The organism is Pseudomonas sp. BN411, from assembly GCF_029871235.1.
In the GTDB taxonomy this organism is placed as follows: Bacteria; Pseudomonadota; Gammaproteobacteria; order Pseudomonadales; family Pseudomonadaceae; genus Metapseudomonas.
In genome coordinates this window covers 281716-301013 of sequence record NZ_SSOM01000073.1, presented here as the reverse complement: position 1 = coordinate 301013, position 19298 = coordinate 281716, and the positions used below count along the sequence as shown (strand labels likewise).

Sequence of the window (19298 nt, the reverse complement as noted above, 5' to 3'; positions counted from 1 at the left end):
CGCACAGTGATCGCATGACAGCCATCCCCACTCCCCACCGCCCACGCTGGCGCAGCCTGGTGCTGCTGGCGCTGTTGCTGGCGCCGCTACTCTGGCCGCTGCACCACTTCAGCGAGCGCTACTACAGCGAGTCCCTGGCCGAGCAGAACCGCCAGACCCTCGACCTCTACGTCGCCAACCTGCTGGGCACCCTGCACCGTTACGAGGTGCTGCCACCCATCCTCGCCAACCTGCCACCACTGCGTGAGCTGCTGGCCTCTCCCGACAGCACGGCCCTGCAGGCCGAGGCCAATCGCGTACTGGCGGAAGTCCGCAAGAACACCGGGGCCGACGTGATCTATCTGATGAGCCCCGCCGGCCTCACCCTGACATCGTCGAACTGGGACCAGCCCGACAGCTTCGTCGGCCGCAACTTCACCTTCCGTCCGTACTTCCGCGAGGCTCTGTCCGGCAAGCAGGGGCGCTTCTTCGGCCTGGGCACCACCTCGCGCAAGCGCGGTTACTTCTTCGCAAGTCCGGTGAGGGACGAGGGGCAGATCGTCGGCATCCTGGTGGTGAAGGTGGACCTTGACGACGCCGAGACGCTCTGGGGCAAGACCCCGGAACAGCTCATGGTGACCGACGCCAATGGCGTGGTGATCATCTCCTCGCGCAGCGATTGGCGCTTCCACGCCACCCGGCAGCTGGACAATGCCGAGCGTGCCGCCATCGCCGCCAACCAGCCCTATCCGACGCAATCGCCGTCGCCGCTCACCCTCGACCAGAACGACTGGATGATCCAGAGCCGCGAACTCAGTGAAACGGGCCTGACCGCCAGCATTCTCGCGCCCCGCCAGTTGGTGGACCGCCAGGTGACCACCACCGTCGCCATCGGCGGCGCCACCCTGCTGACTCTGTTGCTGCTGCTCGGCTTGATGATGCAGCGCCGCCGTCACTATCTCGACCGCATCGCCCTCGACGCCCGCGCCCGTCGCGAACTGGAAATGCGCGTACTGGAACGCACCCAGGACCTCGAGTCCCTGAACAGCCTGCTGAAGGACGAAGTGCTGGAACGCGAGCAGGCCCAGCAGGAGCTCGTACGCGCCCAGGACGAACTGGTCCAGGCCAGCAAGCTCTCTGCCCTGGGCACCATGTCCGCAAGCATCAGCCACGAGCTGAACCAGCCCCTGGCGGCGATCCGCAGCTATGCCGACAACGCCGGCGTGCTGCTGGACCACGAGCGCTTCGACGACGCCCGCGGCAACCTGCGCCAGATCAGCGAGCTGACGAGCCGCATGGCCTCGATCATCGCCCACCTGCGCGCCTTCGCCCGCCGCGACCGCCACGCACCGGAAAGCGTCGCCCTGCAGCCGGCCCTGGATGACGCCCTGGCCCTGGTGGCCCAGCGCCGGCGGGCCATGGACGTCGAACTGATCCGCGACCTGCCGGACGCGCCGCTCTGGGTCCAGGCCGGTGAAACCCGCCTGCGCCAGGTGCTCGGCAACCTGCTCGCCAACGCCCTCGATGCCCTGAAGGAAAAGCCCCAGCCACGCCGCATCTGGCTGAGTGCCGAAACCACCGCAGACGGCGTCGACCTGCACCTGCGCGACAACGGCCCCGGCTTCTCCGAAGATGCCTTGCGCCATGCCCGCGAGCCCTTCTTCACCACCAAGACCAGCGCCCAAGGCCTTGGCCTGGGCCTGGCCATCTGCGATAGCCTGATGCGCGCCCTCGGTGGCGAGCTGCTGCTCGCCAACCACCCCGAGGGCGGCGCGCTGCTCACCCTCCGCCTGCGCAATGCTGCCCCCGGCGTCATCCCACAGCCTCCCGAGGACCTCTCTGCATGACCAACGCCCTTGATGCCCGTACCCAGGTGTTGCTGATCGACGACGATCCGCACCTGCGCCAGGCCCTTAGCCAGACCCTCGACCTGGCCGGCCTCAAGGTGCTGGCCCTGGGGGACGCCCAAGGCGTGGCCGAGAAGATTGAAAAAGACTGGCCGGGCGTAGTGGTCACCGACATTCGCATGCCCGGAATCGACGGCCTGGAGCTGCTGCGCCAGCTGCGCGAGCGCGACCCTGACCTGCCGGTGCTGCTGATCACCGGCCACGGCGACGTGCCACTGGCCGTGCAGGCCATGCGCGCCGGCGCCTACGACTTCCTGGAAAAGCCCTTTCCCAGCGACCAGTTGCTGGACAGCGTGCGTCGCGCGCTCGATCTGCGCCGCCTGGTGCTGGAGAATCGCAGCCTGCGCCTCGCCCTGTCCGACCGCCAACAACTCAGTGGGCGCCTGGTAGGCCAGTCGCCTGCCATGCAGCGCCTGCGCGGGCAGATCGGCGCCCTGGCCGCCACCAATGCCGACGTACTCATCCTCGGTGAAACCGGGGCCGGCAAGGAGGTGGTAGCGCGCGCTCTGCACGACCTGTCGGCACGCCGTGACGGTCCCTTCGTCGCCATCAATGCGGGCGCCCTGGCCGAATCGGTGGTGGAGAGCGAGCTGTTCGGCCACGAGCAGGGTGCCTTCACCGGCGCGCAGAAGCGCCGCATCGGCAAGTTCGAGTTCGCCAATGGCGGCACCGTGTTCCTCGACGAAATCGAGAGCATGAGCCTGGACGTACAGGTCAAATTGCTGCGCTTGTTGCAGGAGCGCGTGGTGGAACGGCTCGGCGCCAACCAGCTGATCCCCCTGGATATCCGCGTGATCGCCGCCACCAAGGAAGACCTGCGCCACGCCGCCGACCAGGGCCGTTTCCGCGCCGACCTCTATTACCGTCTGAACGTCGCCAGCCTGCGCATTCCGCCGCTGCGCGAGCGCGGTGAAGACGCGTTGACGCTGTTCCAGCATTTCACCGACGCGGCCAGCAGCCGGCACGGCATGGCACCGCGCAGCCTCGACAGCAGCCAGCGCGCCCTGCTGCTGACCCATGGCTGGCCAGGCAATGTCCGCGAACTGCAGAACGCTGCCGAACGCTTCGCCCTGGGCCTGGATCTGGCCCTGGACAACACACCGTTGGACCTGCCGAAGGTGGAGGGCGGCCTCAGCGAGCACGTGGAAGCCTTCGAGCGCGCGCTGATTGCCGCCGAATTGACCCGCCCCCACAGCTCGCTGCGCAGCGTGGCTGAAGCGCTCGGCCTGCCACGCAAGACACTCTCGGACAAGCTGCGCAAACACAACCTCAGCTTCAGTGGCGGAAATCCCGCAGATGAGCAGGAGTGATCGGCAAGAATCCGCTCAGCAAGGCAACGGAAAATATGGGAACGCCCGGGCCAGAGCGGTTTCACCGCAGTGGCACAAGGCTTGCCCTATTAGCGTCAATCCCTGCTTCGTGCAGGGTCAGGAGGCAAGGCTCGTGAGCGCCACGCCTCTCCCCAGGCGGGCCACAAGCCGGCCAAGGGGTCTTCCCATGATCGCCATCGGGCCCAGCCCCGGAGGCACCACCCAGCTACCCGCCGGGTGACCGAAGCCCGGCCAAGCGCCGGGCTTTTTCTTGCCTGCTTCCCCGCTTGTTGGCGGGTCCGGAGCGTGGGTCGTCAGCGCCTGTTCCGCCTAGGGGCGTTCCTGGAGGAAGCGGTCCAGATCGACCGGATGGCCGGGTGCAATGCCCAGCCTCTGCCGCAGGTCGGCATAGGCCTTCTCGAAATCGACGTGCAGCTCGGGCGTGCGCGCCAGCCCCTGCATGACACCGTATTTCCGCAAGCGCAGGCCGGCACTGTGGAGAAAGTTGTAGGCCACGTCACGGTGAAGAGAAAAGCGTTCGTGCACTGGTTTTCCAGCGATTTGCCCGTGCAGTTCGAAGTTCACGTACTGGCCCTGTTCGCGCTTTTCAATTTCATAGTCGAGTGCCAGTTCATACCCCGGACTTCGCCCCGACGGTGGTCGATTGATAGCAATTTGCCCTGGCTTGAACATGATATTTCCTACCCTTTCTTAAGACTTTTCCTACTTAAAAACTCCTCATTTATCGCTAAAGGAAGCGACATCCATCTGTAATTTCCTACAGGGAATATGGTGATAAGCCCTAGGAAGTGAAGCGACGAAGCTGCAACTTGAAGGCCCGGAAAAACCGACTAGTTTGTATTAGGCGCAGCCCGGATGGCTTGCCGAACCCTTCTATCTTGCTCGCTTCGGGCGGCGATCTGCAGTAATCCCTCCCTCTTCGACAGTAAGGAAATTGTCCGAATGACTCATTAGCTAGCTATTGATCTGGATCAGAACGCAGTCACAAGACCAAGCGCTCAATAAGCACAGTTCCTACTCCGGATGGAGGTGCACAATGTCAGAATCTTCCGACAAACTTCGACTTGGTGCGTTAGTTGCACTCGTAGTCGGCTCGATGGTGGGCGGGGGCATTTTCTCGCTGCCACAGAACATGGCGGCCAGTGCCGATGTGGGCGCCATTCTTATCGGCTGGGGTATCACCGCGGTGGGCATGCTCACCCTGGCGTTCGTCTTCCAGACCCTGGCCAATCGCAAGCCGAACCTCGACGGCGGGGTGTACGCCTACGCCAAGGCCGGGTTCGGCGACTACATGGGTTTCTCCTCGGCCTGGGGCTACTGGATCAGTGCCTGGCTGGGCAACGTCGGCTACTTCGTACTGCTGTTCAGCACCCTGGGTTACTTCTTCCCGATCTTCGGTGAAGGCAACACGCTGGCGGCCATCATCGGTGCTTCCATCATCCTCTGGGGCGTGCACTTCCTGGTCCTGCGCGGAATCAAGGAAGCGACCTTCATCAACATGGTGACCACTGTTGCCAAGGTCGTGCCGCTGGTCCTGTTCATCCTCATCTGCCTGTTCGCCTTCAAGCTGGACATCTTCACCGCCGACATCTGGGGTTCGAAGAACGTCGAGCTGGGCAGTGTGATGAACCAGGTGCGCAACATGATGCTGGTCACCGTCTGGGTGTTCATCGGCATCGAGGGCGCAAGCATCTTCTCCGCCCGCGCCGAGAAGCGCAGCGACGTCGGCAAGGCCACCGTCCTTGGCTTCGTCATCGTGCTGCTGATCCTGGTGCTGGTGAACGTACTGTCCCTCGGCATCATGACCCAGCCGGAACTGGCCAAGCTGCAGAACCCGTCCATGGCGGCGGTGCTGGAGCACGTGGTCGGCCACTGGGGCGCGGTGCTGATCAGCGTCGGCCTGGTCATCTCCCTGGTCGGTGCCCTGCTCTCCTGGGTTCTGCTCTGCGCCGAGATCCTCTTCGCCGCAGCCAAGGACCACACCATGCCGGCCTTCATCCGCAAGGAGAACGCCAACCAGGTACCGGCCAACGCCCTGTGGCTGACCAACGCCATGGTGCAGGTGTTCCTGATCATCACGCTGTTCAGCGCGAGCACCTACCTGTCGCTGATCTACCTGGCGACTTCCATGATCCTGGTGCCCTACCTCTGGTCCGCCGCCTACGCAGTGCTGCTGCCCCTGCGCGGTGAAACCTACGAGCAGGATGCCAAGGACCGCAGCAAGGACCTAGTCATCGCCCTGATCGCCCTGGTCTACGCCGTCTGGCTGCTGTACGCCGGTGGCGTGAAGTACCTGCTGCTCTCCGCCCTGCTCTACGCCCCGGGCGTGATTCTCTTCGCCAAGGCCAAACGGGAAGTTGGCCAACCGGTATTCACCAATGTCGAGAAGCTGATCTTCGCCGCCGTGGTAATCGGCGCGCTCGTAGCGGCCTATGGCCTCTACGACGGCTTCCTGACCCTGTAACCCGTAAGGAGACCTGCCATGTCCAAAGTAAAACTCGGCGTTCATTCGGAAGCCGGCAAACTTCATAAGGTAATGGTCTGCTCGCCGGGGCTCGCACATATGCGCCTGACCCCCAACAACTGCGACGAGCTGCTGTTCGATGACGTGATCTGGGTTAACCAGGCCAAGCGCGACCACTTCGACTTCGTCACCAAGATGCGTGAGCGCGGTATCGATGTGCTGGAAATGCACAACCTGCTCACCGACATCGTGCAGAACAAGGAAGCCCTGAAGTGGATCCTTGATCGCAAGCTCACCAACGACCAGGTCGGCGTTGGCCTGGTCAATGAAGTGCGCTCCTGGATCGAAGGCCTCGAACCGCGCAAGATCGCCGAATTCCTCATCGGCGGCGTCGCCGGCTCCGACCTGCCGGAAAGCGAAGGCGTCAGCGCGATCAAGATGTATCGCGACTATCTGGGCCACTCCAGCTTCATCCTCCCGCCGCTACCCAACACCCAGTTCACCCGTGACACCACCTGCTGGATTTATGGGGGCGTGACCCTCAACCCGATGTACTGGCCGGCCCGTCGCCAGGAAACCCTGCTGACCTCCGCCATCTACAAGTTCCACCCGACCTTCACCGAGGCCGAGTTCGAGGTCTGGTACGGCGATCCTGACAAGGACCATGCGGCGTCCACCCTCGAGGGCGGCGACGTGATGCCTATCGGCAACGGCGTGGTACTGATCGGCATGGGCGAGCGGACTTCCCGCCAGGCCATCGGCCAGTTGGCCCAGGCGCTGTTCAGCAAGGGTGCGGCGCAGAAGATCGTCGTCGCCGGCCTGCCCAAGTCCCGTGCCGCCATGCACCTGGACACCGTGTTCACCTTCTGCGACCGCGACCTGGTCACCGTCTTCCCCGAAGTGGTCAAGGAAATCGTGCCCTTCGTCCTGCGCCCGGATGAAAGCCGCCCGTACGGCATCGACATCCGCCGCGAAGACAAGGACTTCATCTCGGTGGTGGCCGAGTCCCTCAATCTGAAGAAACTGCGCGTGGTGCAAACCGGCGGCGACGCCTTCGAGGCCGAGCGCGAGCAGTGGGACGACGGCAACAACGTGGTCTGCCTGGAGCCCGGTGTGGTGGTCGGCTACGACCGCAACACCTACACCAACACCCTGCTGCGCAAGGCCGGTGTCGAAGTGGTCACCATCAGCGCCAGCGAACTGGGTCGCGGCCGTGGCGGCGGCCACTGCATGACCTGCCCGATCCTGCGCGACCCTATCGACTACTAAGTTTCTGCCCCCGGCGGCTCCCAACCCGGAGCCGCCCGCCCCGCCAGCCAAAAGCTGTTCTGACGGAGCCTGGTTTCAAGTTACCCACAAGGAGAAAGAATCATGGCTTTCAACATGCACAACCGTAACCTGCTCAGCCTCATGCACCACAGCACCCGCGAGCTGCGTTACCTGCTTGATCTGTCCCGCGACCTGAAGCGCGCCAAGTACACCGGTACCGAGCAACAGCACCTCAAGGGCAACAACATCGCGCTGATCTTCGAGAAAACCTCGACCCGTACCCGTTGCGCCTTCGAAGTCGCCGCCTATGACCAAGGCGCCAATGTCACCTACATCGACCCGAACTCCTCGCAGATCGGCCACAAGGAGTCCATGAAGGACACCGCTCGCGTACTCGGCCGCATGTACGACGCCATCGAGTACCGTGGCTTCAAGCAGGAAATCGTCGAAGAACTCGCCAAGTACGCTGGCGTGCCGGTGTTCAACGGCCTGACCGACGAATACCACCCGACCCAGATGCTCGCCGACGTGCTGACCATGCGTGAGCACAGCGACAAGCCCCTGCACGAAATCAGCTACGCCTACCTGGGCGACGCCCGCAACAACATGGGTAACTCGCTGCTGCTGATCGGCGCCAAGCTCGGCATGGACGTGCGCATCGCCGCTCCCAAGGAACTGTGGCCGACCGACGAACACGTCGCCGCCTGCAAGAAATTCGCTGAAGAAAGCGGCGCCCGCCTCACCATCACCGAAGACCCGAAAGCAGCGGTCAAGGGCGTGGACTTCATCCATACCGACGTCTGGGTATCCATGGGCGAGCCGGTGGAAGCCTGGGGCGAACGCATCCAGGAACTGCTGCCCTACCAGGTCAACATGGACATGATGAAGGCCGCCGGTAACCCGCGCGTGAAGTTCATGCACTGCCTGCCGGCCTTCCACAACAGCGAAACCAAGGTCGGCAAGGACATCGCTGCCAAGTACCCGAATCTGAAGAACGGCATCGAGGTCACCGAAGACGTCTTCGAGTCCCCGTACAACATCGCCTTCGAGCAAGCGGAAAACCGCATGCACACCATCAAGGCGATCCTCGTTTCGACCCTCGCCGACATGTAATGCCGGGCCGCCCCCGGACCGCGACAGCGTCGCCGGTCCGGGACGCGTTTCCACTTTCAGGAGGAAATGAATATGCGAATCGTCGTCGCATTGGGCGGCAACGCCCTGCTGCGTCGTGGCGAGCCCATGACTGCCGACAACCAGCGCGCCAACGTCAAGATCGCCGCCGAGCAGATCGCCAAGGTTGCGCCCGGCAACGAGCTGGTGATCGCCCACGGTAACGGCCCGCAAGTCGGCCTGCTGGCATTGCAGGGCGCTTCTTACGACAAGGTCGCGCCCTACCCGCTGGACGTTCTCGGCGCCGAGACCGAAGGCATGATCGGGTACATGATCGAACAGGAAATGGGCAACCTGCTGCCGTTCGAAGTACCGTTCGCCACCATCCTCACCCAGGTCGAAGTCGACGCCAAAGACCCGGCTTTCCAGAACCCAACCAAACCCATCGGCCCGGTCTACTCCAAGGAAGAGGCGGAAGCCCTGGCCAAGGAGAAGGGCTGGAGCATCGCGCCCGACGGCGACAAGTTCCGCCGCGTGGTCGCCAGCCCGCGTCCGAAGCGCATCTTCGAGATCCGCCCGGTCAAATGGCTGCTGGAGAAAGGCACCATCGTCATCTGCGCTGGCGGTGGCGGTATCCCGACCATGTACGACGAATCGGGCAAGAAGCTCTCCGGCGTCGAAGCGGTGATCGACAAGGACCTCTGCTCCGCGCTGCTGGCCCAGGAGCTCAGTGCCGACGTGCTGGTCATCGCCACTGACGTGGACGCGGCCTACATCGACTGGGGCAAACCGACCCAGAAGGCCATCGCCCAGGCCCATCCGGATGAACTGGAACGCCTCGGCTTCGCCGCTGGCTCCATGGGTCCGAAAGTCCAGGCCGCCATGGAGTTCGCCCGCCTCACTGGCAAGGACGCGGTGATCGGCTCCCTGGAGAACATCGTGGCCATCACCGAAGGCAAGTCTGGTACCCGCGTCAGCACCAAGAAAGCCGGCATCGAGTACCGTTGATCGCTAGGCACCCTCCCCTGTGGGGGCGAATTCATTCGCAAAGGGCAGCGCAGCTGCCCTCGGATATCCCGGAAAGCAGGCCTGCGGTCTGCTCAGCGATTGAAATCGCCCCCACAAGGTTGCTTCCCTCCCCCTCCGCATAGCTCCCAATCTCCCGCCGAATGACCAAAGGAGTGACTTGATAGTCACACCCCGCGTCAGGTAGACATCCCATTTATTCGAGCTGCCACCTGGCTCATGCCACCTGGCCCGTGACGCTTGACCCCGCAAATTGCCGCCCCCTACACGCGGCGCCCCGTGGGCAAGCCACCTCGCCGGCATGAGATGGTCTTTTTGAGGAGTTTCCGAGAGATGTCCCGACTTCCAGTGATTGTGGGTTTTGGTGGCTACAACGCGGCTGGACGAAGCTCGTTCCACCACGGTTTCCGCCGCATCGTGATCGAAACCCTGGACGCCCAGTCGCGCCAGGAGACCCTGGCCGGCCTCGCCGTGATGACGAAGCTGGTATCGGTCACCGACGGCCAGTACCTCGATGCCGACGGCAAGGTCCTGACCCTGGCCGAGATCGAGAAGCGCTACGCCGCTGAAATTCTCGAATCCACCCTGGTGCGCCGCATCGGCAAGCAGCATCTGGATGTGGACGCCGCCCACTGGCACAAGAACCTCAGCGTTTCGGCCGCCGATGGCGAGGCTCTCAGCTTCATCACCTCGCGCAAGCAACTCCCCGAGCCGCTGCCGGCCAACTGGGACGTGGAAACCCTGGACAACGGTGAAGTGCGCGTGACCCTGACGGGCGCGTCCGACTTCAAGGTGGACAGCTACCGCGAGCTGCCGGTGAAGTCCGCCGGCCAGCTGCCCACCGGCTTCGAGCCGGGCGAGCTGTACAACTCCCGCTTCCACCCGCGCGGCCTGCAGATGTCGGTGGTCGCCGCTACCGACGCCATCCGCTCCATCGGCCTGCCGTGGAAGGACATCGTCGACCGCGTGCAACCCGACGAAATCGCCGTGTTCTCTGGCAGCATCATGAGCCAGCTGGACGAGTACGGCTTCGGCGGCATGATGCAGTCGCGCCTCAAGGGCGGCCGCGTCACCGCCAAGCAGTGCCCGCTTGGCCTGAACACCATGCCCGCCGACTTCATCAACGCCTACGTGCTGGGCAGCGTCGGCACCACCGGTAGCGTCACTGGCGCCTGCGCCACCTTCCTCTACAACCTGCAGAAGGGCATCGAGCTCATCACCTCCGGCCAAGCCCGTGTGGCCCTGGTGGGCAACGCCGAGGCGCCGATCAACCAGGAATGCATCGATGGCTACGGTGCCATGGGCGCCCTGGCCACGGAGGAAGGCCTGCGCCAGATTGGCGGTCGCGAAGATGTGGACTTCCAGCGCGCCAGCCGCCCCTTCGGCGAAAACTGCGGCTTCACCCTGGCTGAATCCAGCCAGTACGTGGTGCTGATGGACGACGCACTGGCCCTGGAACTGGGCGCCGATATCCACGGTGCGGTGACCGATGTGTTCATCAACGCCGACGGCTTCAAGAAATCCATCTCCGCTCCCGGCCCGGGCAACTACCTGACCCTGGCCAAGGCCGTGGCCGCCGCCGCCCAGCTGATCGGCGCGGATGGCGTGCGCGAGCGCAGCTTCGTCCACGCCCACGGCTCCAGCACCCCGGCCAACCGCGTCACCGAGTCCGAGCTGCTGAACCGCGTTGCCGGTGCGTTCGGCATCGAGCAGTGGCCCATCGCAGCGGTCAAGGCCTACGTCGGTCACTCCCTGGCAACCGCCAGCGGCGACCAGGTGATCGCCGCCCTGGGGACCTTCAAGTACGGCATCCTGCCGGGCATCAAGACCATCGACCGGGTGGCCGACGACGTCCACCGCGAGCACCTGTCCATCGAGACCCGCGACCGCGTCCTGGGCGACCATCCGCTGGATGTCTGCTTCATCAACTCCAAGGGCTTCGGCGGCAACAACGCCACAGGCGTGGTCATCTCCCCGCGCCAGGCCGAGAAGATGCTGAAAAAGCGCTACGGCGAGGCCGCCTTCGCCGCCTACTGCGCCAAGCGCGAAAAGACCCGCGCCAACGCCGAGGAATATGATCGCCGCGCCCGCCAGGGCGAGCTCGACATCATCTACAACTTCGGCAACGACCTGATCGACGAGCAGCAGATCGAGCTGAGCCCCGAAGGTATCCAGGTGCCCGGCTTCGCCCAGACCCTGCGCTACAAGAAGGACCAGCGCTTCACCGATATGCTCGACTGAGGCGATTTCTGTGGATAACCGTAGGATGGGTAGAGCCTGCGAAACCCATCGATCGCGGTGATGGGTTTCGCTTCGCTCTACGCCATCCTACGAGTGAAACGACAGCCACAAAAAAGGGCCCCTCAGGGCCCTTTTTTTGTTTCCGGCGTTCTCAGTCCAGCGCGCGCGCCAGCTGGATCAGCTCCGCGCGCCATTCGGCGGCTACCGGCAGCGCCAGGAAGGATGGATTGAGGAAGTTCTCGCGAGCCTCATAGGTAAGGGGCTCGCCGGCAAGGTCCAGCACCTCGCCACCCGCACCTTCGAGTACGCCCTGAGCGGCAGCGGTGTCCCACTGGGAAGTGGGCGCGAGACGCGGATAGCAATCCGCAGACCCTTCGGCCAGCAGGCAGAACTTCAGCGAGCTGCCGATGCTGGCCAGTTGCAGATCCCCGAAGCGTTCACACAGCCCGGCCAGCAGACGCTCCTGCGCCGGACTCGAATGACGCTTGCTGGCGACGACGGTGAAGGCTTCGTCCGGCGCAACGCGTACAGTGATTTCGTCGGCCTCGAAGTCCTCGTCCTGACTCCAGGCGCCAAGGCCGGCGCCGCCGTAATAGCAGCGTCCGGTCACCGGCATACCGACCACGCCGAACACCACCCGGCCACCTTCCACCAGCGCCACATTGACGGTGAACTCGTCGCTGCCGGAGATGAATTCCTTGGTGCCATCCAGCGGGTCCACCAGCCACCAGCGCTGCCAGGCGGCGCGTTCGGCCAGGGGAATGTTCGCCGCCTCTTCGGACAGGACCGGAATGCCACCATCCAGTGCTGCCAGCCCCGCATCCAGCACTTTGTGAGCGGCGAGATCAGCTGCCGTCACGGGGGAAGCGTCATCCTTCTCGGTCACGATCAGGTCGCCGCGCCAGAACGGCAGGATGGCCTCGCCGGCCTGGCGTACCAGTTCGATCACGGCGGGAAGCAGAGGATGGCTCACGGTTGGTACTCCCCACGTTGAGTCAGTAGGTCTCGGGTCAGGTAGAGCGCGGCCAGGGCCCGCCCTTCGCTGAATTGCTGGTGCTGGGCGAGGCTGGACAATTCGCGCAGGCTGATGCGGTCGACCCGCAGCGGTTCCGGTTCATCGCCGGGAAGGCTTTCTTCGTAGAGGTCGCGGGCCAGGACCACCTGGATCTTCTGGCTCATGTAACCCGGCGACAGGGACAACTCTGTGAGGTGCTCCAGCTTGCGCGCACCGAACCCGGCTTCTTCCTTGAGCTCGCGGTTGGCGGCGGCGAGCACGTCCTCGCCCGGTTCGATCAGGCCCTTGGGCAGGGACAGCTGGTAGTCGTCCGTACCGGCGCAGTACTCCTCCACCAGCAGCACGTGTTCGGCATCGGCCATGGCCACCACCATCACGGCGCCGTAGCCCGAGCCCTTGCCCACCAGGCGTTCGTAAGTGCGCTCGACGCCATTGGCGAAGCGCAACTGCAGCTCTTCGACACGGAACAGACGGCTGCTGGCGACGATTTCGCGAGCGAGCACCGTGGGCTTCTGACGCATAACGGACTCCTTGGCATGACCGGCGGGTTATCATACCCCGCCTTTGCGCTTTGTCCGTGCTGGAGATTGCACGCCAGCGACGGCCAGCAACGCAATGACGACAGCCCACCGCAACCACCGATGCCGACCATGCAGCCATTGCCCTGGAACGAGATCGACACCGTCCTGCTCGACATGGATGGCACCCTGCTCGACCTTCACTTCGACAACCACTTCTGGCTGGAGTACCTGCCGCAGCGCTATGCCGAGCACCACGGCATCAGCCGCGAACTGGCCGAGGCCGAACTGCTGCCGCTGTTCCGCGACAACGCCGGCCAGTTGAACTGGTACTGCACGGACTTCTGGAGCCGCGAACTGCGCCTGTCGATCCGCGACCTCAAGCGCGAGGTGGCGCACCTGATCGCCCTGCGCCCGGATGCCGACCTGTTCCTCGCTGCCCTGCGCCGCTCAGGCAAGCGCGTGGCGCTGATCACCAACGCCCACCGCGACTCGCTGTCACTGAAGATGGAACGAGTGCACCTGGCGCCCTGGTTCGACCGCCTGATCAGCTCCCACGATTACGGCTATCCCAAGGAAGACCAGCAGTTCTGGCACGCCCTGCAGCAGGACTTCGGCTTCGACGCGGCGCGCAGCCTGTTCATCGATGACAGCCTGCCGATCCTGCGCAGCGCACGGCGCTATGGCATTGCGCAACTACTGGCCGTGCGCGAGCCGGACAGCCGCAAGGGCCCGAAAGACACCGAAGAATTCGCCGCGGTGGAGAGCTATCGCACCCTGATCCAGGGGCTCTGACCTTTCCCGCAGAGGAGCCGGCATGGACATCAAGCAACTCAAGTTCCTCATCGCACTGGAGGAAACCCGCCACTTCGGGCAGGCCGCCGCGCGCTGCCATGTCACCCAGCCGACACTTTCCATGCGCCTGCGCAGCCTGGAGGAAGAGCTGGGACTGGAATTGGTGGTCCGTGGGCAGCGCTTCGAGGGGTTCACCGACGCCGGCCTGCGAGTGCTGGCCTGGGCGCGCAGCCTGCTGGCGGCCCACGACGGTCTCTACGCCGAGGCGGCGGCCTGTCGCGGCCAACTGGTCGGCACCTTGCGCCTGGGCGTGGTGCCGCTCGCCGGCTTCGACCCCATGCGCCTGGTGGAGGCCTTTTCCGGCCCTCACCCGAGCCTGCGCTTCCAGTTGTTCTCGATGAGTTCCGAACAAATCCTCGAAGGCCTGGCGCGCAACCAGTTGGACCTGGGCCTGTCCTATCTCGACCGCCTGGATCGCGAGCACTTCGAAAGCCTGGAACTGGCGCAGACGCGGATGGGCCTGCTGCACGACCGCCGCCACTTCAGCTTCGATGTGCCGGCGCTGCCCTGGGAAAGCCTGGTAGACCTGCCCCTCGGGCTGCTCTCCGGCGGCATGCACTTCCGCCAATCCATCGACCACGGCTTTCGCAGCCGAGGCCTGTCGCCCCAGCCACGGCTGGAGACCGATGCCGTGCACCAGTTGCTGCAGGCCGTCAGTGCCGGTCTGTGCTGCGCCATCATGCCGCTGGACAGCGGTCTCGACGACTTCACCGAGCACCTGGCGCTGACGCCCATAGAGGACGCCCGTACCCTGGCGCCGCTGGGCCTGATTCTTCGCCGCGGAGCCCCCCGCTCGGCGCTCGCCGATGCCTGCTTCTCCGAAGCCCGGGCCTTGCTGGAACCCGGCCGCAGCTCTTGATAAACGCGCTCGATCAAGGAATCGGGAATAGCGATTAGACGCCCGTGCCAGACGGGCCTAGGATGGCTGAGTCAAACCGTCGCAGGGGCAGAACCATGCCGAGCCCAGACGCCAAGCGCCATCTCACCGCTGTGGATAACCCGACCGAACCGACCGGCTATCAGTACGCCGAGCTGGATGGCGAAGCGCGCGTGGAAGACGCCGCCCTGGCTGAAGAGTGCGCCCTGGCGATTTCCTATAACGGCATCAGCTATGCCGTCATGATGGTTTCCCCCAGCGCCCTGGAAGACTTCGTTGCCGGCTTCAGCCTGAGCAGCGCCGTGGTGCAATCCATCGACGACATCTATGACATCCAGATCGAAGGCGAAGGCATCGCCCTGCACGCCGAGGTGGATATCGGCAATCGCGCTTTCTGGTCGCTCAAGGAGCAGCGCCGCAACCTGGCCGGCACCACCGGCTGCGGCCTCTGTGGCGTGGAAGCACTGGAGCAGGCGCTGCCCGAACTGCGCTCCCTGGTCCCTGCGCCCCTGCCGCCGGCCGAGCACTTCGTCGACCTGCGCCAGCGCATCAACGAGGCCCAGGAACTGGCCCGGCGTAGCGGCGCGCTTCACGCCGCGCTGTTCGTCGATGCCGATGGCGCGCTGCGCCTGTGCCGCGAAGACATCGGCCGTCACAACGCCCTGGACAAACTGATCGGCGCCCTGCTGCGACAAGGCCTGGACCCACGCGCGGGTTTCGCCGTGGTCACCAGCCGCTGCAGCCTGGAACTCATCCACAAAGCGGTGCGTGCGGACCTGTCCACCCTGGTCAGCCTGTCCGCCCCCACCACCCTGACCGTGGAATGGGCACGCCGGCACCACCTCAACCTTATCCATTTGCCCCATCACAGCGCCCCCCGGGTCTACAGCCCGGCGCCGCAAGCGAAAGCCGACATCGAATGAGCCTGCAACCCGTAAACCCCCGCTACAAACCCTACAAGGGCGCAGCGGCCGGTTGGGGTGCGCTGAAAAGCGTTACCCGCTTCTGGCTGGACAGCAAACAGCCGTTCAAGAACCTCCGCGCCCTGCTCAAGACCAACCAGAACGGCGGTTTCGACTGCCCCGGCTGCGCCTGGGGCGACTCCCCCGAGGACGGCCGCGTCAAGTTCTGCGAGAACGGCGCCAAGGCGGTCAACTGGGAAGCCACCAAGCGTCGGGTGGATGCCGCCTTCTTCGCCCGCCACAGCGTCAGCCAGCTGCGCGAGCAGAGCGACTACTGGCTCGAATACCAGGGCCGCCTGACCCAACCCATGCGCTACGACCGCCAGACCGACCACTACGTCCCGGTCAGCTGGGAGCACGCCTTCGCCCTGGTGGCCCGCCACCTGCGCAACCTTGAAAGCCCGCACCAGGCCGAGTTCTACACCTCCGGCCGCGCCAGCAATGAGGCGGCGTACCTGTACCAGCTGTTCGTCCGCGCCTTCGGCACCAACAACTTCCCCGACTGCTCGAACATGTGCCACGAGGCCAGCGGCGTCGCCCTCATCGAGAGTGTCGGCGTGGGCAAGGGCAGCGTGACCTTCCACGATTTCGAGCATGCCGACGCCATCTTCGTATTCGGCCAGAACCCCGGAACCAATCACCCGCGCATGCTCGAACCGCTGCGCGAAGCGGTGAAACGCGGCGCCCAGGTGGTCTGCTACAACCCGCTCAAGGAACGCGGCCTGGAGCGATTCCAGCACCCGCAGCATGCCCTGGAGATGCTCAGCAACGGCTCGCGCCCGCTGAACACCGCCTTCTTCCGCCCGGCCTTGGGTGGCGACATGGCCGCCGTTCGCGGCATCGCCAAGTTCCTGCTGCAGTGGGAGCGCGAAGCCCAGGCAAAGGGCGAGGCACCTGTGTTCGACCACGCCTTCATCGCCGAACATACCGACGGTGTGGATGCCTACCTGGCTGAAGTGGACGCCACACCCTGGACGCAGATCGAGCAGCAGTCGGGCCTGACCCTGGAGGAAATCGAGACCTCCGCGCGCATCTACCGCGATGCCGGGAACGTGATCATCTGCTGGGCCATGGGTATCACCCAGCACCGCCATTCGGTTCCGACCATCCAGGAAATCGTCAACCTGCAACTGTTGCGCGGCAACATCGGCCGCCCTGGTGCCGGCCTCTGCCCGGTGCGCGGTCACAGCAATGTGCAGGGCGACCGCACCATGGGCATCAACGACCGCCCGCCGGCGGCTCTGCTGGATGCGCTGGAAAAGCGTTTTGGTTTCAAGGTGCCGCGGGAGAATGGCCACAACACGGTGGAAGCGATCAACGCGATGCAGAGTGGCGAGGCGAAGGTCTTCATCGGCCTTGGCGGTAACTTCGCCCAGGCCACCCCGGACAGCCATCGCACCCACGCCGCATTGCGCAATTGCGAGCTGACGGTGCAGATCAGCACCAAGCTCAACCGCAGCCACCTCACTGTTGGCCAGGAAGCGTTGATCCTGCCGTGCCTGGGCCGTACTGACATCGATCACCAGCTCGAAGGCCCGCAGGCGGTGACGGTGGAAGACTCCTTCAGCATGATCCACGCGTCCTATGGCCAGCTGGAGCCTTCGTCCCGCGAGATGCGCTCGGAGCCGGCCATCGTCGCCGGTATCGCCAAGGCCACCCTGGGCAACCAGCCGGTGGACTGGGATGCGCTGATCGCCAACTACGACCGTATCCGCGACCTGATTGCCGAGACCATTCCAGGATTCGAGGACTTCAACCGTCGCGTGCAGCATCCCGGGGGGTTCTACCTGGGCAACACGGCGAACGCCCGGCAATGGAGCACACAGAGCGGACGCGCCAACTTCGCCGCCAATCCGCTGCCAGAGGACCTGCTCCACGAGAAGGTCCGCAGCACCGGCAAGACGCCGCACCTGATCCTCCAGACCCTGCGCTCACACGACCAGTACAACACCACCATCTACGGCCTGGACGATCGCTATCGCGGCGTGCGGGGTCAGCGTGAGGTGGTCTTCGCCAATGAGGCCGATATCCGCCGGCTGGGCTTCGAACCGGGGCAGAAGGTGGACTTGGTGACGCTCTGGGACGACGGTGTGGAGCGGCGGGTCTCCGGCTTCAGCCTGCTGGCCTTCGACATCCCCACCGGCCAGGCTGCCGCCTACTACCCGGAAACCAACCCGCTGGTGCCCCTGGAAAGCTACGGCGACGGCAGCTACACCCCCACGTCCAAGTTCGTGGCCATCCGCCTCGAAGCCTCTCGCGATAACGGCCGCATCCTCTGAAGTGGCCACCCCTGGGCTGGCGCTGGCCGGCCCAGGGCGCGACAACACAAGCACACAATGCTGCGGCTGAAATCATTCTTTAATTGAACTAAGAGAAGTTTGTTTCGCGAACTTGTATTCGCCAGAAACAATTTGAAATACGGATTCGATGCCTATATAAAGTCACGACGGAACTTTATAGCTTCTTGGCAATTTGCCAGTATCAAAAAGGGCTGAAAACCAAGGAAAAGGCGGGCGGGAACAAGTCTCTGACAGCCCGAACCGAAAAAAGTTCTGCCGAAAAATCAGACAATTAAAAAAACAAGAAAAGTTGCTGCTTTTCGTCGCCAGATACTTGCTTAAGAAAATTCCTACAGTAAATATCGCCTCACCAAAACCACTGAGGCGATCCTCACCATGAAGTACACCTCGATCCTTCTTCTGTCTCTTGGCCTGGCCAGCGGCAGCGCCTTTGCAGGCGGCAATACCGATGCCGGTATTGGCGGCGCGCTGGGCGGGGTTGTGGGGTCCGTTGTCGGCAACGCTGTTGGCGGCAGCACTGGCGCAGCAATTGGCGCCGGCGTAGGTGGTGCCGCGGGCGGTGCAGTAGCAGCCCCGAAACGTAACCGTACCGAAGCTGCCATCGGCGGTGGCCTGGGCGCGGCGGGTGGTCAAGTTGTCGGCCGGCAAATGGGCGGCACCACTGGCGGCCTGATCGGCGCAGCTCTCGGCGGCGGCGCCGGCGGTGCCCTCGGCAACGAGTTCGGTGACCGTAACCGCTACGACGATGACGACTACGATGACGACCATCGCCACTATCGTCGCGCTTACCGCGACCACCCTGGTCGTGGACACGCCTGGGGCCATCGCAAGCACAAGCACCGCCACCACGGTGATTGGGACGACTGATCCTCACAATCAACAAAAAAGCCCGCGTCCAGCGGGCTTTTTCTGGACCTGAGGCCTGGTCGAGCGACAGCCGGCCTCTTCCCGCCCCCATAATCTGACCTGCGTCATGGGCCCCCTTGCACAAGCCGAGGGACCATGGACTCCCCCATTTGCAATGGAGACAAAGCACGATGCGTAAAGCAGTAACCGCCCTCGCCCTCAGCCTTCTGGCCACTCAGGCCGTAGTGGCCGGCGAAACCACCAACAATGCCATCGGTGGCGGCCTCGGCGGCGTCCTTGGCAACGTTGTTGGCAACGCTGTTGGCGGCAGCACTGGCGCGGCCATTGGCGCCGGCCTTGGTGGCGCAGCGGGTGGCGCCATGACCGCCAAGAGCGGCCGCAAGACCGAAGCCGCTATCGGCGGTGGTCTGGGCGCAGCGGGTGGCTCGGTAGCCGGTCGCGCACTGGGCGGCTCCACTGGCTCCGCCATCGGCGCTGGCCTGGGTGGCGCAGCGGGTGGTGCCATCGCCACTGAGCTGACCAAGGACGATCACGACGGTCACCACCACAAGCACGGCAAGCATCGCCACTGATCGAT

Annotated in this window: 16 protein-coding genes; 13 read left to right on the top strand and 3 right to left on the bottom strand. The window is 64.3% G+C overall.

Going from position 1 to position 19298, the window contains the following annotated elements:
- Positions 1-14 precede the first annotated feature (14 nt).
- Positions 15-1826 carry a sensor histidine kinase gene (locus E8F06_RS19405; protein ID WP_280370149.1) on the top strand — a complete coding sequence of 604 codons (1812 nt, stop codon included), beginning with the start codon at positions 15-17 and terminating at the stop codon, positions 1824-1826.
- Positions 1823-3196 carry a sigma-54 dependent transcriptional regulator gene (locus E8F06_RS19400; RefSeq protein ID WP_280370147.1) on the top strand — a complete coding sequence of 458 codons (1374 nt, stop codon included), beginning with the start codon at positions 1823-1825 and terminating at the stop codon, positions 3194-3196. The genes E8F06_RS19405 and E8F06_RS19400 overlap by 4 nt, the downstream gene beginning before the upstream one ends.
- Positions 3197-3526: 330 nt before the next feature.
- Here E8F06_RS19400 and E8F06_RS19395 read toward each other — a convergent pair whose 3' ends face one another.
- Positions 3527-3889, bottom strand: coding sequence for a DUF5064 family protein (locus tag E8F06_RS19395; RefSeq protein ID WP_280370145.1), 363 nt, complete (start codon positions 3887-3889; stop codon positions 3527-3529).
- A gap of 364 nt (positions 3890-4253) precedes the next feature.
- On the opposite strand from E8F06_RS19395, the gene arcD reads away from it, so the two are divergent.
- The 5 genes from arcD to E8F06_RS19370 all read left to right on the top strand — a co-directional run bounded on the left by arcD (position 4254) and on the right by E8F06_RS19370 (position 11327).
- Positions 4254-5681, top strand: coding sequence for an arginine-ornithine antiporter (gene arcD / locus E8F06_RS19390; RefSeq protein ID WP_280370143.1), 1428 nt, complete (start codon positions 4254-4256; stop codon positions 5679-5681).
- A gap of 18 nt (positions 5682-5699) precedes the next feature.
- The gene (arcA, locus tag E8F06_RS19385) at positions 5700-6950 is read left to right on the top strand and encodes an arginine deiminase (protein WP_077525667.1); all 1251 of its coding nucleotides are present in this window, start codon (positions 5700-5702) and stop codon (positions 6948-6950) included.
- A gap of 102 nt (positions 6951-7052) precedes the next feature.
- Positions 7053-8063, top strand: coding sequence for an ornithine carbamoyltransferase (locus E8F06_RS19380; protein WP_280370142.1), 1011 nt, complete (start codon positions 7053-7055; stop codon positions 8061-8063).
- Between the two features lie 72 nt (positions 8064-8135).
- On the top strand, positions 8136-9068 hold the full coding sequence (arcC, locus tag E8F06_RS19375) for a carbamate kinase (protein ID WP_280370140.1): 933 nt from the start codon (positions 8136-8138) through the stop codon (positions 9066-9068).
- A gap of 351 nt (positions 9069-9419) precedes the next feature.
- Positions 9420-11327 carry a beta-ketoacyl synthase gene (locus E8F06_RS19370; RefSeq protein WP_280370138.1) on the top strand — a complete coding sequence of 636 codons (1908 nt, stop codon included), beginning with the start codon at positions 9420-9422 and terminating at the stop codon, positions 11325-11327.
- Between the two features lie 151 nt (positions 11328-11478).
- Here E8F06_RS19370 and cysQ read toward each other — a convergent pair whose 3' ends face one another.
- Positions 11479-12300, bottom strand: coding sequence for a 3'(2'),5'-bisphosphate nucleotidase CysQ (gene cysQ, locus E8F06_RS19365; protein ID WP_280370136.1), 822 nt, complete (start codon positions 12298-12300; stop codon positions 11479-11481).
- Positions 12297-12863: an ADP compounds hydrolase NudE gene (nudE, locus tag E8F06_RS19360; protein ID WP_280370134.1), complete on the bottom strand. Its 567-nt coding sequence runs from the start codon at positions 12861-12863 to the stop codon at positions 12297-12299. The genes cysQ and nudE overlap by 4 nt, the downstream gene beginning before the upstream one ends.
- Before the next feature lie 120 nt (positions 12864-12983).
- Between nudE and yrfG the strand changes: the two genes are divergently transcribed.
- From yrfG to E8F06_RS19330, 6 genes are all read left to right on the top strand, one after another.
- Positions 12984-13655 (top strand): GMP/IMP nucleotidase, encoded by a 672-nt coding sequence (gene yrfG, locus E8F06_RS19355; RefSeq protein WP_280370635.1) that lies wholly within the window; start codon positions 12984-12986, stop codon positions 13653-13655.
- Positions 13656-13677: 22 nt separating this feature from the next.
- Positions 13678-14574 carry a LysR family transcriptional regulator gene (locus E8F06_RS19350; protein WP_280370132.1) on the top strand — a complete coding sequence of 299 codons (897 nt, stop codon included), beginning with the start codon at positions 13678-13680 and terminating at the stop codon, positions 14572-14574.
- A 95-nt stretch (positions 14575-14669) separates the two neighbouring features.
- Positions 14670-15515 (top strand): formate dehydrogenase accessory sulfurtransferase FdhD, encoded by an 846-nt coding sequence (fdhD, locus tag E8F06_RS19345; protein ID WP_280370131.1) that lies wholly within the window; start codon positions 14670-14672, stop codon positions 15513-15515.
- The gene (locus E8F06_RS19340; protein ID WP_280370129.1) at positions 15512-17833 is read left to right on the top strand and encodes an FdhF/YdeP family oxidoreductase; all 2322 of its coding nucleotides are present in this window, start codon (positions 15512-15514) and stop codon (positions 17831-17833) included. Before fdhD ends, E8F06_RS19340 begins: the two co-directional genes overlap by 4 nt.
- A 396-nt stretch (positions 17834-18229) precedes the next feature.
- Positions 18230-18721 carry a hypothetical protein gene (locus E8F06_RS19335; protein ID WP_280370127.1) on the top strand — a complete coding sequence of 164 codons (492 nt, stop codon included), beginning with the start codon at positions 18230-18232 and terminating at the stop codon, positions 18719-18721.
- Between the two features lie 170 nt (positions 18722-18891).
- Positions 18892-19293, top strand: coding sequence for a glycine zipper domain-containing protein (locus E8F06_RS19330; protein WP_280370125.1), 402 nt, complete (start codon positions 18892-18894; stop codon positions 19291-19293).
- Positions 19294-19298 lie beyond the last annotated feature (5 nt).

Coding starts and splice junctions, on each gene's coding strand:
- nudE (WP_280370134.1), bottom strand. CDS start 12,863: ATGCGTCAGAAGCCCACGGTGCTCGCTCGCGAAATCGTCGCCAGCAGC.
- E8F06_RS19335 (WP_280370127.1), top strand. CDS start 18,230: ATGAAGTACACCTCGATCCTTCTTCTGTCTCTTGGCCTGGCCAGCGGC.
- E8F06_RS19350 (WP_280370132.1), top strand. CDS start 13,678: ATGGACATCAAGCAACTCAAGTTCCTCATCGCACTGGAGGAAACCCGC.
- arcC (WP_280370140.1), top strand. CDS start 8,136: ATGCGAATCGTCGTCGCATTGGGCGGCAACGCCCTGCTGCGTCGTGGC.
- E8F06_RS19395 (WP_280370145.1), bottom strand. CDS start 3,889: ATGTTCAAGCCAGGGCAAATTGCTATCAATCGACCACCGTCGGGGCGA.
- E8F06_RS19380 (WP_280370142.1), top strand. CDS start 7,053: ATGGCTTTCAACATGCACAACCGTAACCTGCTCAGCCTCATGCACCAC.
- E8F06_RS19330 (WP_280370125.1), top strand. CDS start 18,892: ATGCGTAAAGCAGTAACCGCCCTCGCCCTCAGCCTTCTGGCCACTCAG.
- arcA (WP_077525667.1), top strand. CDS start 5,700: ATGTCCAAAGTAAAACTCGGCGTTCATTCGGAAGCCGGCAAACTTCAT.
- E8F06_RS19370 (WP_280370138.1), top strand. CDS start 9,420: ATGTCCCGACTTCCAGTGATTGTGGGTTTTGGTGGCTACAACGCGGCT.
- E8F06_RS19340 (WP_280370129.1), top strand. CDS start 15,512: ATGAGCCTGCAACCCGTAAACCCCCGCTACAAACCCTACAAGGGCGCA.
- E8F06_RS19405 (WP_280370149.1), top strand. CDS start 15: ATGACAGCCATCCCCACTCCCCACCGCCCACGCTGGCGCAGCCTGGTG.
- E8F06_RS19400 (WP_280370147.1), top strand. CDS start 1,823: ATGACCAACGCCCTTGATGCCCGTACCCAGGTGTTGCTGATCGACGAC.
- yrfG (WP_280370635.1), top strand. CDS start 12,984: ATGCCGACCATGCAGCCATTGCCCTGGAACGAGATCGACACCGTCCTG.
- arcD (WP_280370143.1), top strand. CDS start 4,254: ATGTCAGAATCTTCCGACAAACTTCGACTTGGTGCGTTAGTTGCACTC.
- fdhD (WP_280370131.1), top strand. CDS start 14,670: ATGCCGAGCCCAGACGCCAAGCGCCATCTCACCGCTGTGGATAACCCG.